The following is a 16298-nucleotide window of genomic DNA, read 5'->3' as shown; positions in this document are numbered from 1 at the left end:
ACTTGCTACTCAAAGCCAAAACCATTGTTTTGGCTTTTTTTTATGTTAAAAACGGGTATATAAAATGGCGTTTAAACTGCTACACTCAGATTAATAAACAAACAAAAATGGACCGAAAATGAGCAATAATAAATATAGACTTGTCACTCGAAGCGATTTTGACGGCCTAGTGTGTGCCGTATTACTTAAAGATTTAGATTTAATCGACGATATTTTATTTGTGCATCCAAAAGACATGCAAGACGGTAAAATAGCCATTACCAGCAACGATATTACCACTAACCTCCCCTATGTTGCCGGTTGTCATATTGCATTTGATCATCACTTGAGTGAAACCGTTCGTAACGCAAGCAATATAAAAAATCACATTATTGACCCAGATGCGCCCTCTGCGGCACGCGTTGTATACGACTATTATGGCGGTGCAGAGAAATTCCCTAATATTTCAACTGACATGATGGAAGCGGTCGATAAAGGGGATTCTGCACAATTTTCAAAAGACGAAATTTTAAACCCAACAGACTGGGTACTGATGAACTTTATTATGGATGCGCGCACAGGACTTGGCCGTTTTCGTGAATTCAAAATTTCTAATTACCAGTTAATGATGAAGTTAATTGACGCCTGTAAAGATCACAGCATAGAACAAATACTAGCAATGGAAGATGTTGCCGATCGTGTTGCGTTATACCACGAGCACAACGCACAAGCTAAAGAGCAAATAGACCGCTGCTCATCAGTACACGACAACTTAGTGGTACTCAATTTAACCGAAGAAGAAACCATTTACGCTACTAACCGCTTCGTTATTTACGCCATGTTCCCCGAGTGTAATATCTCAATTCATAAAATGTGGGGGCTTAAAAAGCAAAACGTGGTGTACGCCATTGGTAAATCAATCACCAACCGTAGCTCAAACACCAATGTGGGCGAGTTATGCCTTAAATATGGCGGCGGCGGCCATTTAAATGCTGGCACTTGTCAAGTAGAAACCAGCAAAGCTGAAGAAGTATTGAGTGAGCTGATTGCTACAATTACCAGTGATGGCTGAGTTATAGCTTCGGGGTTCGGGGTTCGGGGTTCGGGGTTCGGGGTTCGGGGTTCGGGGTTCGGGGTTCGGGGTTCGGGGTTCGGGGTTCGGGGTTCGGGGTTCGGGGTTCGGGGTTCGGGGTTCGGGGTTCGGGGTTCGGGGTTCGGGGTTCGGGGTTCGGGGTTCGGGGTTCGGGGTTCGGGGTTCGGGGTTCGGGGTTCGGGGTTCGGGGTTCGGGGTTCGGGGTTCGGGGTTCGGGGTTCGGGGTTCGGCAAAGTATTTTATAAAGCGGGCTAGTTGATAGCTCGCTTTTTTATATGAAAAATTTAATGGAGAGCTTCGTTGAGCTGTGAACCAGTCATTCAGGCGAGTCGTAATTGTCTTAGTAATAATAAAAGGATATTCTTCCCTTTTTCACATATTTAAATAAGTTCATAAAATAAGGATGTTTTCACGCTAAAATAGGAAAAGTGTCCTCAGACAAAGCTGTTATATAATAATTGGAATCTTATATGTGGATTAAAAAATTTTGGAAACCTTTTTGTCTTTATTAGTTGTAGTAACAACGTTAGTCGTCGCCATATTTTCATATGTGAGCGTTTTTAATGGTTTATTATCCAAAAATTCCAATGACTGGGGAGCATTTGACAGTTATTTGAGCGGTACTGCTGGTGTTGTGATTGCACTGTTTGCCGTCATCTGGCTTATTTATTCGGTAAGCATCCAAAAGGAAGAAATTGAAAAACTTAAAATTGAATTAAATAAATCAGCAATAGAACAAGAGCAACAGACTGAAATTAGCGCTTTAACTGCATTAATTAGTTCTTATGGCACTTCTGCTCAGGTTACATAATTGAAGCTAAATGGTTGTAATGACGGAACTAATCATATCTCAAACAATGAATCAATTACTTCTATAAAGACCCAGTTAGAGCATGAGCTTGCAAATGTAAATGAGTATACCGCTAATCTGGAAGCAAAACTCGTACAACGTACATAGTAATACATTTTTGTCGGATGTTGTGGCTTAGCTTCACCACTTATCCGACCCAAGTCAAAAGGTAGGTTGGTTAAGCCGAAGGCGCCACCCAACAGGCTTTCAAATTCACTTTTCATCCGCAAATGGCACAGACTGTGTAAAAACTAATTTTTAATAAATTGTCTTGGGTATGTTCTTAGTTTAAAACCATCTAGGATGGTTGCGATCGATTTTTTCTCAGTATCACAATTTTCTCCGCGCGAGCGAAACTGCTATAGCAACGCTACTCTAATCGCTTTACTTAGACCATTAACTCCCATAATTGTGAGCATTCTTCTGAAGTTGTAAGCCAGAACATGAAGATTTATTTCTGTACTCACGCTTTTTAAACCTCGTGTTAGTAAGTGGGTAGCTCCCATCCAGAGTTTAATTGTGCCAAAGGGGTGCTCAACAGTTTGCTTGCGATGAAGCATCAATTCAGGTTCATTCTTTAGCTTTTGAAGCATTTCTTCTGTCAGAATCTCATGCACCCACCGCCTTATTCGCCTAGGGTCTTTTTTAGAGTTAGTGCACTGACTTCTTATTTTACAATCTCGACAAGCAATGTGATTGAAGTAAACATCAAGGTATTTACCTTGCTCAAATACCTGCATTCGATTTTGAAGTTCATTACCAGCGGGGCATAAGTAAATATCTTTATTTGCATCGTATTTGAAGAGTGAGCGGTTAAATATCCCTTTCTTTTCAGAGGACGATGTATCCGTCTTGGGCATGATTGGCTCTGCACCCAAATCGATAGTATCTTTTATATCGGGCTGACTGAAGTAACCTTTATCTGCTAATACCCTTATATCTTCCTTGCGCAATGCTTTTTGTGCGAGTTTTGTCATTGACGCAAGCTGGCCTCTATCTGGCACGTTGGTCACCTCATGCGCCACTATAAGGTGGTGCTTGGTATCAACCGCACTTTGCACGTTATAACTCACAACTCTTGTAAAACCTTGAGTTTTCATTAAACGTGAATCAGGATCAGTAGTGGATATTTGCTTGTCAGGATGAGCTTCAACTTGTTCTTTAATCTCGTGTAGTTTTTTTAACTGGCTGCGAAAGTCAGCTAGCCTATCTTTTGTGGCTTTAATTTTTGTGACGTTAGCTTGCTCTTTATCGGCTTCATCAAGTAATTCAAGGTAACGTTCAATGTTCTTTTCGACTCGGTCGATGTGGAATTTAACTTTGCTTGGCGTAAAATTATTGCCTTTGTTGTTGCTAGCTTTAAACTTACTACCATCGATGGCAACAACTGGTTTCTCAAACATATTCAGACGACGGCAGACTTCAACAAACGTTTTGCACACATTTTTTATACCATCTCCGTTGTCTTTTCTAAAATCAGCAATCGTTTTAAAGTCGGGTGCCAACTTACCAAGTAGCCACATCAGTTCAATATTGCGTTGGCATTCGGTTTCTAATCGGCGGGATGATTGAATACGGTTGAGGTAACCATAAAGATACAGTTTTAATAATGTGGCTGGATGATACTTAGGGCGACCTGTGGACTTTAAAGTTAATCCTTTAAACCCCAATTCAGCTAGATTTAGTTCCTCAATGAAAACATCAATCACTCTGACCGTATTATCTTCACTGACGTAATCTTCCAACGATTCTGGAAATAACGTTGATTGGTCACGACTTTCACCGCTTATAAACTTTGACATACTGCCTCAACCCTCAACTGAATCAATAGTCTAATTATATAAATATCAGTATATTAAGTGAACTAAATGTATAGATTAATAGATCATAAGCAGAACATACTTAGACCAAAAGGTGATCAGAGTTTTCACACAGTCTGGGCACATAGCTGACATTGCTACAAATAGACTACATAGAGTTGATATAGAAACAAAGAAAGAGCATAACTCATTGATTTTATTGGTAGCCCCTACAGGAATCGAACCTGTAACTGCCCCTTAGGAGGGGGCCGTTATATCCATTTAACTAAGAGGCCACGCTGGGTGCTAAGTACTAAGTGTTTAGAAATTATAACGGTATCTGGTTTTTTATATCAAGCCTCAAATTAAGTTAATTGCTTGATAAATATATATCTTCTTTATTTAATACGTAAAGCGGTATAAATGTTCGGCTGCTGGCTGCAAGGCGCTTATTTTCAATATTTATTACGCGAGCGTTAATAACAACCCCATCTGCACGGTATATTAATGTACCCGATAAAACATGGCTAGCTATATTCGTACCTGCAAGTTTACGAGTGTTGCGGGTGAATGCAAAGTCGCCTTGTTCATTAACGGTAATTAAATTGGCTGTTTTAAAATCAACCGCGCTATAACCAAATTTTTGCAGCTGATGTATAAAGGTTTCTGATAACTGATTACCTAACTGGCTTGCTGTAGTTAAACTTGCGTCTAAATCAACGAAAGACGTGACTGCAATCGCTGCATATTGCGGGGCTACTTGCATGGTGTCGGTTAAATCAAGTGCCATTTGCTCTACGTAGTTAACTAAGCTTTTATGATGCTTGTTTGGGTTAAACTGCGTTGTATCGGCGTATTGTTCTTGCTCGTCATTTTGCTGCATTTGCGCCATGATCTGGTTAAAATCAAGATTGCTTACCACTGTTTGTTCTGGCTCAGATTTTACGGGTTCAGCCATGTTAGATTCACCAAGTAAATTACAGCCTGAAAGTAATAGTGATAATGCACTTATGCTAATTAAAGCTGGGCGCTTAGCTAAGTTAGCCATGATAAACCTCACTTACTCGCTTGTTTAAGCATAATACCATCAGCACTGTTACTGCTATTTAGCGCATCAATAACTGATTGTGGAATAAAGCCCTGTGCAGAGCCTACAACCGCTTTACTCGCTAAGCCAACAATACGTGCGTTTACTAATATGCCGCCTTGGTGGTTTACTAGCGTGCCTGCTAATACGTAACTAAAGTTTTGTTCTTGGTTAAGCTCTAAGTAGTCGCGACTAAAAACAAAATCGCCGCCAGGCGTTACGCGCATATAATCGGTGGTTTTAAAATCAATGACCGGCACACCAAAATTATGCAGCTCATGCATAAAGCTCTCTGCGATTTGGTTACCCACTAAGTCAGCATTGTTGTAGTCACGGTCTAAAAAAACAAAGCTTGATACCGCTAATGGCGTTTTAGTATTTACGTACTGTAAATTTTCAGCCATGTCTTGCATGATGCCACGCACATAGTGATTAATATTTTTACGTGTTGGCGTGTTAACTTGTTTGTTTTTATTCATCACTGCTGTTTTATTTTGATACAGCGAGTCGCTTTGTGTAGGTGCGGCTACAGGGCGTTGCTCAAAAAACATAGGCGCATCGTCGGTAATTTGTGTGTCACTATGGTTTGTCATGTGTGAACAACCAAAGCCTAGTGGCAAACATAAAGTTAATAGTAGGCGTTTCATGTGTGCTCCTAATTAATATTCACTGCGGTAAATGTAGTCACCGCGCTGCTGTATTTTTTCATTGCTCCACATCACATTGATGGGAATTTCAGTACTGCCGGCAGATACAACTTGGTTGGTTTGCATATTTACCATGCGAGCATTAACAATATAAGCATGCTCTTGACGGGTTAAAGTACCGGTGATGACAAAGTCAATAATCTGACGCTGCTTTAAGTTGCCAGTATTGCGGCTAAGTACTGAGTCTGCACTCGCTGATAAGTTAAGTTGGTTTTCAAGCCGGTATTCAACCGTGTTATAACCTAATTGGGTGAATTGGGTTATTAAGCTTTCCTGAATTTGCTGGCTAAGCCCTGCCCCTTGCCCTTGAGCAACGTGAGAATCTAGGGCATCTGCTAAATAAAAGCTACTGACCGCAATTGAAGCAGTGCTTTTAAAAGGCTCTTTAATATGGCTAAGCTGGGCACTTAAGCTACTTAAGTACTGGTTCACCGTATAAGGTGCCATAACCGCTTTAGGCGCATCAGTGCTTATACTCGGCTTTGGCTGAGGTGTTAAACTACAGCCCGCTAAATTTAATAATAGTAAGGGTAACAAAAGGCGCATAGTTGCCATCCTCTAAAAACATAATAGTTACAAAGCAATTATTATGCCGAACACCCTTGTCACATATTTATTTTAAAGGCTGCTGCGTGTAATGACTCACAATGCAGTTGATTTGGCGCTGTTTAAGTTTATCGCAATCAGCAGCCGCATTCGCTTGTTCCTGATAAGCCCCAAGCTTTAAACGGTAGTAAGTCATGCCACTCACGTTGATAGTTTCTACATTCGCCACAAACTCCCCCTCAAATAACGAAGATGCGCTGGCTTTTATTTCATTTAAACTTTGGCTAAGTCGGTCTTTGTCGGTAACGGCTGCAACTTGGAGGGCAAACAGCGCTTTAACGGCTTGTTTTTCATCAGCCGTATTCGTTGCTACTTTAGCTTTTTGTGCTACTTTTGGTGCTACCGTTTCTGTTGAAGCTTTAGCTGTTGGTACTGGAGGCGTATTTGTTGATGCGGTGTCTTGATTTGCCACTGCATTTAATTGGCTTATTAATAGCTTTAAGTCTTGTTCAATCACTAATAAACGCTCAACACCCGCTTTGGCTGCTTGCCACTGCTGAGACGATGCTTTTAGCTGCGCTAACTCCTCGTCAGAAAGGCTTGCACTGGCTTGTTTAGGCTGAGGCGACTCTACTGCTGTTTTGGGACTACTGCATCCAGATATAAAAAGAGCACCAATACAGGCGATGAGTATTGAATAGCGTTTATATAAATTAGCATGTTGCATGGTTAAACCTTATTGTTATTAGTGGCTAATAAGTTGCGCTTGGACTTGGCAGTTCAAACCTTTCACTTTTAATTCTGCGCATACTTGTTCAAGCTCTCCTTGGGCAGACTCGGCATAAGCGACGGCTAAAATATACCGTTTTTGTTTATCGTCTTTAATATAAAAAGCATCACGCTTTGATTGCTCATTTAGATGGCGCTTAATTAATTGATAATACGCTTTCATAATCGGCAATGATGAAAACCCACCCGCATTAGCAATATACGCTGGCGTTTGTGTTTTTTCTTTCAGCTCAAAGTCAACGCCCATTACCACTTCACCTTGTGCTGGTAATTTAACCACCACCTGTTGCGTATCTTTTAAGGATTTACGCTGCTTAAACTCATCATCTATAACCGCTTTATATTCGCCAGGGCGTAAATCGGTAAACAAATAATAACCATCATAAGCAGCCTGCGTTTGTGCCACTTGTTTACCTTGTTTATCGAGTAATTTAACGGTAGCAAAAGGCTGTACTTCACTACTGCCTTGCTCATCTTGTTTGTAAACAGTTCCCTCTAATTCACTACTGTTGTTAAGCGGCATTTCCATATATTCGACAAAACCGGCACGAGGTGTAATAGAAAAGCCATCGTTGGCGGCAACTAAAAAAGGCTCACTAATACTACCAGGCTCAATCACTATGTCGGTTGTTAAATTAGCTGGCATACCCGATAATAAAGCCATGCCGTTTTTATCAGTAACAGCTCTTCGGTAGTTTTGTAAACCTTTAACTTTTACGCCTTCTAAATTCTGCTCACCATCGTCATAAATACCATTATTATTTGCATCAAGATATACATGCACCATTAAAGAACCATTATTCACTAAACTACGTTTGTTAATAAAATAATCATTATTTTGGCTATCGTAACCCAAACTAAAGCGGCTAAATACACCAACGCGCCACTCATCATCAGAATTATAACCAACGCTACCATATAAGCTCAGAGAATCAGTGCGCCAATTCAATCCTAATTCTGTCGATTTCAGACCTGTGTATAGTTGGTTTTTTAATTTTAATTCACCGTCTAAGGAGTTTAAGAAAAAGCGATTTAATTGCAACTCATAATCTGTTACTTCTGCATGCGGCTGTACTGAATAACCGACACCTAAACGAGTTCCTAATGAACCAAAACGTTTTTGTAGTAAGCTTCTGCCTATGATGGTATCACTGGAGTCATTATTAGAATGGTTCCATTGGATGTTGTTATTTATACTAAACCCACCTAATGAGTAATTCAGAATATTACCAAAACTGTATTTATTATTTTTTTGATCGTTCTGAGCGCTATAAAAATTATTTTGGTAATTTAAGTTCCCAAGGTGATTACGCATTAAACTTCCTGACATACTAAATGCAATTAGCCGAGAGTCGCTATATAGCTTCTGTTCACTTGTTGAATTAGTAAGTAATTTTGAAGACTTTGTAATATCCAGTCTTAAAGACTGTTCATTATACTCAGTCCGCGCCGTCAACCCTAAATCTGTTTCATTATTGTTATTTTGGTTATAGTTAAAATTAATTAAAAATTTATTTAATAGGCTTAAGTTGGAACCTAATGTATAAGAATTTAATTCATCATTACCATCTCTAGTGTTAAACAACGAAGTTCCACCAGTATAAATAGATACATAATCAGAAATACCTTGCTCATATCTACCAGAAAACAACCAGCCACTTTCATTGTTTTTATTATTTTCTAGTAATTTTTCGCCTTGCTGAGTCAGCGATAACTCATAATAAGCCTCACTTCCTTTCAAACTATTTCCATCAATAATAAACTCTTCGACCTTGCGCTCAACTTGTCCTTGCGGACCATAAAAAATGAGCTCAAAGGTATTACTACCAAATAAAAGCGAAACATCTTCAAAATAATATAGACCATCAGACAAACTAAGCTGCTGCTCAATTAATATATTATTTCTGTATAGTTCTACATCCCACCCTGCTGTAATTGCCCCACTGAGCGTTATTAAGTTACCATTAACTTCTTTATATAATGGCTTATTGTTGATCTTAATTCCACGTGCATAAGAGCTACTAGGCCCTCCAGCACTTCTTACTGGTAATATATCACCAAACTCAAAATTGCTTACGCTGAAAGAGCTTACATCATTAAATTGACGAGAAAAGCTCAAACGAGAATCACCTAATAAATCTTGACTTTGCCCAGCTAAATAATACTCAGCACTTAAATGAGCGAGATCTTGCGATCCTAGAAGAGAATAAGTCAAATTGTTTCTTGAATTACTAGCTGTCAGGCTTAACTGCAAATCAGCAACTGGAGTTGAAAAGGCTTTATAGGGGCTAGCTTTCCAGGGTAAAGTTGGGTTCGAAGAGGCGCTATTTTTATAAAACTTTCGTTCCTCTCGCTTCATTTTTTGCTCAATTGGCAAAGTGTTTCGGGGATTTAAATTAAGTCTTAGCGCTCCAAAGTCTAACTGAATGCCTATGTCAAACCAGTTATTTAGTTGCTCTGTAGAGATAAAAACATCTCCATTATCAAGGTAATAATCACCTGACTTAATTGAAAGTATATCGTTTTTCACTTTTACTGTTAAAGAAGTAAGGTCTAATTTGAAGTGGTTACTTTTATTAATAAACCATCCTTCAGCTTGTTTAACTTCATTATTTACTTCAATAGCAAAATCAAGTTGCTCGACCAAGCTACTTAAATCTATCCATGCACTTTCAGGGCTTTTGATTGCTATAACTTCCCCTAAATATAAGTCATCTAACCTTGCAGATAAAACTAACAACTCTCCAGTCGGTATACCCGTAGATATTTCCTCAATGTTATTAACGCTTTTATCAGGCAAGGTAGTATTAATTAGATTTTTATTTTTCGAATTATCTAAAAGCGCCCATTTTTTTTTAATATTTGACAATAAATCATACAAATCGCTTTCTGCTTGAGTACCTTCAGCGTATACAGAAGATGCATTAAGTAATAAAGTCAGCAATAAAAATAAACGCATATATTTAATCAAAAACTAATTTAATAGCACAGTGGCAGAGCCGTTTTCATCGATGGCGAAAGCCTTATCCACAAAAATGTGTTTGTTATATTTATTTAGACCTTTATACATTATTCGCAGTATGCCTGGTGGTTGAATCATTCCTGGTTTTAATAGAGACATGTTCAGAGTTTTTTGATCTAATTCAGGGTAAATACTAAAATCGTTTAGTATAGAAACTTTTCTTTCTTTGTTACCTGATTTAGCCGTAAAATACGCTTCAACTTTACCAAATGAACTATACTTTCCACTTCGAGACATTAATAATTCAATAGAGTCTACTTGTTCTACTTCATTTTGAACAAGTTTTATATCCTCTATATTTACTTCAGGGTTAATTAGTTTGCCTTGGCGCAAAATAATAGGGATTGAATAACTCAAAATAAAATTAACATTAACACCTATACCTGCGTTGTTACTACTTTGCTCATCATTTGGTAAAGCCTTTAATAGTAAGTGGGAGCGATATTCATTTGCAACCAAACCTTTTGGTTTTCGTAATGCAAGTTTAACTATTTGACGTTCGCCAGGAGCTAACCGGACTTGTGAAGGACTCATCCGTATCATTTGGCTTAAAGCTTGCGGATTTACTATATTATTAGCTAGCGTTTTGTATCCTCCTTGTGCCTGTGCTATTTTTTCTTGCCACTCTAAACGGTATGTCTTGTATTCACTACCGCTATTAATAAGTATCACTTTAGCTACACGTTGGCGGTCATCGAACTCAATGCGAGTAGGAGAAATAAGTAAATTTGCAGTGCTTGAAAAGCTAATAAGCATATGAAAAAGTATAAAAGTAATGACAAAGCATCGGCTCATTAAATATATTCCTTTATTATTCTGGTAATTAATATTCAATTGTTATTTGAATTACAGATTTAAATTCTTCATCAGAATAGTTACCACCACTACCTGATGTACTAATTTGGCCACCTATATTCAGCTCAGCAATTCCTAAACCATTAGTTACAATATCGTGTTGATAAATAAGCTTATTAAGGGTGAATGAGATCCCTCCACTGCTGCGAGTTAGAGGTGTATTGATTACTGCATCAGATATTGTTAACTGAATTCTTGGAGGAAAATTTTCTATTAAAATATTAGCTGCTTCTCCAGCTTCTATCATGTGAATATCGTTAGTACTTGAACTGCGGCCATTGGGTAGCAGTTCAAGTGTACTTACACGTTCATTTTTGGCAACAACAATAGTACCAAAATTGAGCGGTTGCAAAACAGAAACTTGGGATACTGCACTAAATGAAAAAACAATAGAACAGAAACAAAATTGATTCAACATTTATTAGTAACCTAAGCCAATCTCTTTATTGGTATTCAACAGTTACTGCAACATCGCCTGTATACGCTACATCACCATATTGGGTGAATACAGCCTTATCAGTTGTTAAAGTAGCGCCAACACTAAAGGTGGCTGCTCCATCAATATCTGTAGTAACTAAACTAGCTAAACCATCTATTTCACCCGTAACTCCATCGTTAGTACCATCAACTACGTAATACTTAAAATCTGACAATGTAAAACCGGGTCCGCCTGGAGGCGCATCTTGCGTTGTCATAGTTACATCATCTATTTTTTGAATTACGATATCAGTAAAATTTGAAGCACCAGATATGGTAAAAGTTGCGGGCGCAAAGTCGGTTGAATCTAACACGCTAATTTTTGCATCGGTACTAGCTGTACCTGAAGTTGGAATATAACCTGGATTGCTTCCGGCTAATGGGGGCAAAATTACAGATGCAAAATCATCAGCACCGCCACCATTAGTAACACGAATAACACCAAAATTCATCGGATCCCCTGCTGCAAAATCGAAGGTGTTTTTTACTTGAACTGACGCTACAACATTTGCCGTTTCAGCCGAAACCACAAAAGAAGTAAATGAAGCTACGGCTACAGACACAGCCGTTGCTGCTTTAATAAATCTTTTATTCATAATTATCCCTTAAATTTTTATTAACCTTTTGTTCAGGTTAATTTAAGTATCGGCCAAAATCACTAAAAAGTTAGAAAATATTTACTTTATTTTGATTTATAATAACAGGGTGCAAAAATAAGCGTAAAAAAACATTAAACATCCTCTAAAAATGACGCTAAGGTACACTTATTACCCATCTTATAAAAAAACAAACACAACTGCGCCGCCTGTTGTTGATTTTTCAAAGGACCTGCTACAACATCATAAAACGTAGTGGATTCTTTTTGTTGCTCATTAATGCGGTATTGCAAAATACTGTTTAACTGAGGGTATTGCTCTTTTAGTCGCTGCACTTGCCTTTTGGCTCCGTTAGAAATTAAATAGCGACCAATTTGCACACCGTAAATCGCTTTATTTGTACTGGTAGTATTATCTGCTAAAACGGTTTCTGATGAGGGTTGTAACGATTGCTTAGAGCCATACTCAACACGTTTAATTTTCTCTTTCATCGGCTCTGGTAGGGTATCAATATCTGTTTGTGCAGAAAGTGCTTGAATCAATAACGATAAGTCTTCTTCCATGGTGCTTAAGCGCGCTATTTGCTCTTTGTTGTTATCCCATTGCTCTAGGTAAGGCTTTATATCTTTTTCACGCACAAGCTTATCGCTTTGTGGATCGGTGGGCATTAGCTGGTTGCTGCAACCAGCTAATGCAAATGGTATTAATAATGTTATTAAATGAAGTTTCACTTTAGGCACCCATTACAAAAGACTCGCTATCTAAAGCTATTATGCAATAAAAGCGCCAAGTAATATTGTTTTATAACCTGATTGGTCCGTCAGTGTAGTTACTCACAAAACAGTCAACTTTATAAAATTTAAATACCTCGCAATCATCCTCTGCACTTTTAAAGTTAAAATACTCACCTAATTTTAGTCGATAATAGGTTTTGTTATTAACCTTTGCTTTTTCAATATTTGTCGTGATTTTGTCCTTAAACAAAGGCGCTGCTTTTTTGTTAATTTGCTTCCATTCTTTAGCAACACTCTCTTGTGAATCGAGTGACGCAACCTGCAATGCAAATACTTTTTTTGTTGGTATCAACCATTGTCACTTTTGTTAGCTTCGATGTTTGAGGGAATACTTTTTTCTTCACAATTGAGTTCGTTGCTTTCACAGGCAAACTAACAGCGTGCTTACTGTAGCTTTTTGAAGGGGCTTTAATCATTTTTGTAGGCACGCTAGCATAGCGACTATTGTGTCGCTGATTGTATGGAGCGTCCCCTTTAGAGGATTTTGCGTAGCGATTACTATACCTTTGCCTTGGTCGTTCAACTTTAGTTGAAGTGCTTGCGTAATTATTACCATATCTAAGATTTAGCGGCGCTTTTGTGTTTATTACTGAGCGAGCATAACGATTGCTAATAGCCTGATTAGATTGCGCTATTGCTTTACTGTTAATAATATCCAGGTTATCAACTAAATATGTGAGCTCACGTTCTAACTTTAATAGCCGCTTTATCCCAGAGAGTGCTTGCTGCCATTGCAAGGCGGCATCTTTTAGTTGAGCAAGCTCGAGCGCTGTGATGGTTACATATTCAGGTGAATCTTTAACTTGTTCATTTAATGATGTTTTATCAGGCGATATCGTACAACCAGTACTTAATAACAACAGTAATACGACTAACAGATATCGGTGATACTTTTTGCTGTATTCACACATTGATTGTTTCTCTTTCAATAGTTTAGACCGCTCAATTAAGTCAATTTTCAATTGAACCAACAAAACACGTTAACAACAAAACAACCTGATTTAACATAGCGATTACAACACAATGTTAAATATGTCTGTATAACTGCAAAAATAGTGATAATTTAAAATACTAAAAAGCTATTTTACAATCAAAAAAAGCGCCATATAGGCGCTTCTAATAATGATAAGTTTATTTAAATTAACGTTTTAATAAACGTTTTAAGCTCACCGGCGAATTCATCACGACGAAGAGCAAATTCAATGGTTGCTTTTAAATAACCAATTTTACTGCCGCAATCATGGCTTCGGCCTTTCATTGCGTAGGCATCTACTTTTTCATCTTGCATAAGCATGGCTATTGCATCTGTTAGCTGAATTTCATCACCAGCACCTTGAGGGGTTTTAGCCAGTAATGGCCAAATGTTTTTACTCAATACGTAACGACCAACCACAGCAAGGTTTGAAGGTGCCTCGTCAACGGGTGGTTTTTCTACCATGCTCTCAATGGGTGAGCTTTCACCTTGGTTTAACTCAACATCACCTAAATCCACAACACCAAATTTATCTACGTCATCTTTAGGGACTGGCTCAACCATAATTTGACTGTGTTTAGTTTGCTCAAAGCGAGTAATCATTTCAGCTAAGTTGTCTTTTGTTAGGTCACTTTCTACATCATCAATAATAACGTCGGGTAAAATAACCACAAAAGGTTCATTGCCAATAATAGGGGCGGCACAGTTAATAGCATGGCCTAGGCCTTTTGCTTCACCTTGACGTACATGAATAATCGTCACGTCCTTAGGACAAATAGACTGTATTTCGGCAAGTAATTGCCGCTTTACACGTTTCTCTAACGTTGCCTCTAGTTCAAAGCTGGTATCAAAATGGTTTTCAATCGAGTTTTTACTCGAATGCGTTACTAGCACTATCTCTTTAATGCCTGCGGCAACCGCTTCGCTAACAACGTATTGAATGAGTGGACGGTCTACAACGGGCAGCATTTCTTTTGGAATTGCTTTAGTAGCCGGTAACATACGTGTTCCAAGGCCGGCTACGGGGATCACTGCTTTCATTATGCTCTCCTTATTTTTTAAACTGAAAATGGGTATTGAATAGCCTCGTGGCATTGATAACCAACCACCTCAAAGTCATCACGTGTTACCCATGTTTCTATATCTTCGAGCGACTTAATCTTTGGGTTAATTTTTAATTGAGGAGAAGCAAATGGCTCGCGCTTTAATTGCACATCTCGCATTAAATCGAGCTGATTTTCGTAAATGTGGGCATTGGTGATTTTATGATATGCCTTACCGGCTTTGTGGCCAGTAATTTGTGCAACCAGTGCCAATAAAACAAAACATTGAATTTGATTAAAGTTTAGACCTAGCGGTACATCACAACTTCGTTGGTACGAGGTTAAATACAGGGTGTCGCCTAGTAATGAAAAGGTATGCGTATGCATACATGGGCGCAGGCAACCAAGTTCAAATTCACCAGGGTTGTAAAATGTAATAATTTCGCCGCGATCATCTATGCCATTTTTTAAATTATTAATAACCTTTGCCAGTTGATCCAATGTTGAACCATCAGGGCGTTGCCAGCCTCGTCCTTGCACGCCATAAACGCGCCCCATATCATCCTCACCTTTACGATTAGGATTATTGAGCCAGGCACTATTTTCATTGGCGTTGGCATCCCAAGTTTTACAGCCTATATTACGAAACTGCTCAGCACTATCATAGCCTCTTAAATAACCTAACAATTCAGCAATAGCTGCTTTGTAATAGCTTTTTCGCGTGGTGATCATAGGGAACTGATTATTAGCCACATCGTATTCTAAATCAGCGTTTATAACCGTTAAACAACGTGTACCGGTACGCTTATTTTCGACCCACTGCCCTTCGTCAACAATGCGCTGACATAATTCTAAATATTGTTTCATCTAACTTCTTCTTTTAAGCTTTTGCCGCTGTTTTTGACTGTGGTTGTTTATAGGCCCAAATAAGTAAGCCTAACCCGCCAATTATCATTGGTAACGATAGAATTTGCCCCATAGAGATAAAGTCGGCAAATAAACCCAATTGCGCATCTGGTTGGCGAAAATATTCAATACAAAATCTAAATACGCCGTAACCCAGTAAAAACAAACCCGACACACTTCCCGCAGGACGTGGACGCTTAATAAACCACAGTAATATGACAAACAATACAAACCCTTCAAAAAAAGCTTCGTAAAGTTGTGAAGGGTGGCGTGCAAGCGGGCCTCCAGTTGGAAACACCATTGCCCACGGAACATCAGTGGTACGCCCCCATAATTCGCCGTTAATAAAGTTACCTATACGCCCAGCCAGTAAACCAACAGGCACTAAAGGTGCTACAAAATCACCGACTTGTAATAACGATTTTTTACGCTTGTAAGCAAAAATAGCAATTGCAGTGATCACCCCCAGTGTTCCACCATGAAACGACATGCCTCCTTGGTCTATTCTAAACAAATATAAGGGGTTTTCGATAAAATAGCTAAATTGATAAAACAGAACATAACCAATACGCCCACCTAATATAACGCCCAGCATGCCGTAAAAGAGTAAATCGCTGACTTCGTCTTTAGTCCAACCTGAACCGGACTTACTAGCTTGGCGATTAGCAAACCACATCGCAAACGCAAAACCAATTAAGTACATTAATCCATACCAACGAACGCTAAGTGGTCCAATAGAAAAAATTATTGGATCAATTTGAGGAAACTCCAGTGCCATAAAA

15 protein-coding genes, 1 tRNA gene and 1 pseudogene are annotated in these 16298 nt (G+C 38.6%); 2 read left to right on the top strand and 15 right to left on the bottom strand.

What is annotated here, in order from left to right:
• The first annotated feature begins 118 nt into the window (after nt 1-118).
• Together BG00_RS07725 and BG00_RS07720 are read left to right on the top strand one after the other, a co-directional pair.
• The gene (locus BG00_RS07725; protein WP_036981685.1) at nt 119-1051 is read left to right on the top strand and encodes a DHH family phosphoesterase; all 933 of its coding nucleotides are present in this window, start codon (nt 119-121) and stop codon (nt 1049-1051) included.
• Between the two features lie 520 nt (nt 1052-1571).
• Nucleotides 1572-1883, top strand: a complete 312-nt coding sequence (locus BG00_RS07720) for a hypothetical protein (protein ID WP_036981684.1) — start codon at nt 1572-1574, stop codon at nt 1881-1883.
• A 398-nt stretch (nt 1884-2281) separates the two neighbouring features.
• Here BG00_RS07720 and BG00_RS07710 read toward each other — a convergent pair whose 3' ends face one another.
• From BG00_RS07710 to lgt, 15 genes and pseudogenes are all read right to left on the bottom strand, one after another.
• Nucleotides 2282-3724 carry an IS1182 family transposase gene (locus BG00_RS07710; RefSeq protein WP_036981679.1) on the bottom strand — a complete coding sequence of 481 codons (1443 nt, stop codon included), beginning with the start codon at nt 3722-3724 and terminating at the stop codon, nt 2282-2284.
• Between the two features lie 218 nt (nt 3725-3942).
• A tRNA-Arg gene (locus tag BG00_RS07705) sits at nt 3943-4017 on the bottom strand.
• Nucleotides 4018-4091: 74 nt separating this feature from the next.
• Nucleotides 4092-4769, bottom strand: coding sequence for a FlgO family outer membrane protein (locus BG00_RS07700; RefSeq protein WP_036981677.1), 678 nt, complete (start codon nt 4767-4769; stop codon nt 4092-4094).
• Between the two features lie 8 nt (nt 4770-4777).
• On the bottom strand, nt 4778-5455 hold the full coding sequence (locus BG00_RS07695) for a FlgO family outer membrane protein (RefSeq protein ID WP_036981675.1): 678 nt from the start codon (nt 5453-5455) through the stop codon (nt 4778-4780).
• 12 nt (nt 5456-5467) lie between these two features.
• Nucleotides 5468-6061 (bottom strand): FlgO family outer membrane protein, encoded by a 594-nt coding sequence (locus BG00_RS07690; RefSeq protein WP_036981673.1) that lies wholly within the window; start codon nt 6059-6061, stop codon nt 5468-5470.
• 67 nt (nt 6062-6128) lie between these two features.
• A complete protein-coding gene (locus BG00_RS07685; protein ID WP_036981671.1) occupies nt 6129-6788 on the bottom strand; it encodes an SPOR domain-containing protein in 660 nt (219 codons plus the stop codon).
• Nucleotides 6789-6806: 18 nt separating this feature from the next.
• Nucleotides 6807-9809 carry an MSCRAMM family protein gene (locus BG00_RS07680; RefSeq protein WP_051498236.1) on the bottom strand — a complete coding sequence of 1001 codons (3003 nt, stop codon included), beginning with the start codon at nt 9807-9809 and terminating at the stop codon, nt 6807-6809.
• Between the two features lie 15 nt (nt 9810-9824).
• Nucleotides 9825-10667 carry a fimbrial biogenesis chaperone gene (locus BG00_RS07675; RefSeq protein WP_036981668.1) on the bottom strand — a complete coding sequence of 281 codons (843 nt, stop codon included), beginning with the start codon at nt 10665-10667 and terminating at the stop codon, nt 9825-9827.
• Between the two features lie 28 nt (nt 10668-10695).
• Nucleotides 10696-11145, bottom strand: a complete 450-nt coding sequence (locus BG00_RS07670) for a hypothetical protein (protein ID WP_051498235.1) — start codon at nt 11143-11145, stop codon at nt 10696-10698.
• Between the two features lie 25 nt (nt 11146-11170).
• Nucleotides 11171-11800, bottom strand: coding sequence for a DUF4402 domain-containing protein (locus tag BG00_RS07665; RefSeq protein WP_036981666.1), 630 nt, complete (start codon nt 11798-11800; stop codon nt 11171-11173).
• Between the two features lie 134 nt (nt 11801-11934).
• On the bottom strand, nt 11935-12531 hold the full coding sequence (locus BG00_RS07660; RefSeq protein ID WP_036981663.1) for an SPOR domain-containing protein: 597 nt from the start codon (nt 12529-12531) through the stop codon (nt 11935-11937).
• Between the two features lie 70 nt (nt 12532-12601).
• A pseudogene (locus tag BG00_RS07655) lies at nt 12602-13454 on the bottom strand (SPOR domain-containing protein).
• Between the two features lie 275 nt (nt 13455-13729).
• On the bottom strand, nt 13730-14608 hold the full coding sequence (gene galU, locus BG00_RS07650) for a UTP--glucose-1-phosphate uridylyltransferase GalU (protein WP_036981661.1): 879 nt from the start codon (nt 14606-14608) through the stop codon (nt 13730-13732).
• Between the two features lie 17 nt (nt 14609-14625).
• Nucleotides 14626-15477 carry a thymidylate synthase gene (locus BG00_RS07645; protein ID WP_036981659.1) on the bottom strand — a complete coding sequence of 284 codons (852 nt, stop codon included), beginning with the start codon at nt 15475-15477 and terminating at the stop codon, nt 14626-14628.
• 13 nt (nt 15478-15490) lie between these two features.
• Complete coding sequence (gene lgt / locus BG00_RS07640; RefSeq protein WP_036981657.1) at nt 15491-16294, bottom strand: prolipoprotein diacylglyceryl transferase; 804 nt, start codon at nt 16292-16294, stop codon at nt 15491-15493.
• Between the last annotated feature and the right edge of the window lie 4 nt (nt 16295-16298).

The sequence above is a fragment of the Pseudoalteromonas sp. SCSIO_11900 genome (assembly GCF_000576475.1).
In the GTDB taxonomy this organism is placed as follows: Bacteria; Pseudomonadota; Gammaproteobacteria; order Enterobacterales; family Alteromonadaceae; genus Pseudoalteromonas; species Pseudoalteromonas tetraodonis.
Note: the sequence above shows the minus strand (reverse complement) of the source record. Positions and strands in the feature narration are given on the sequence as shown.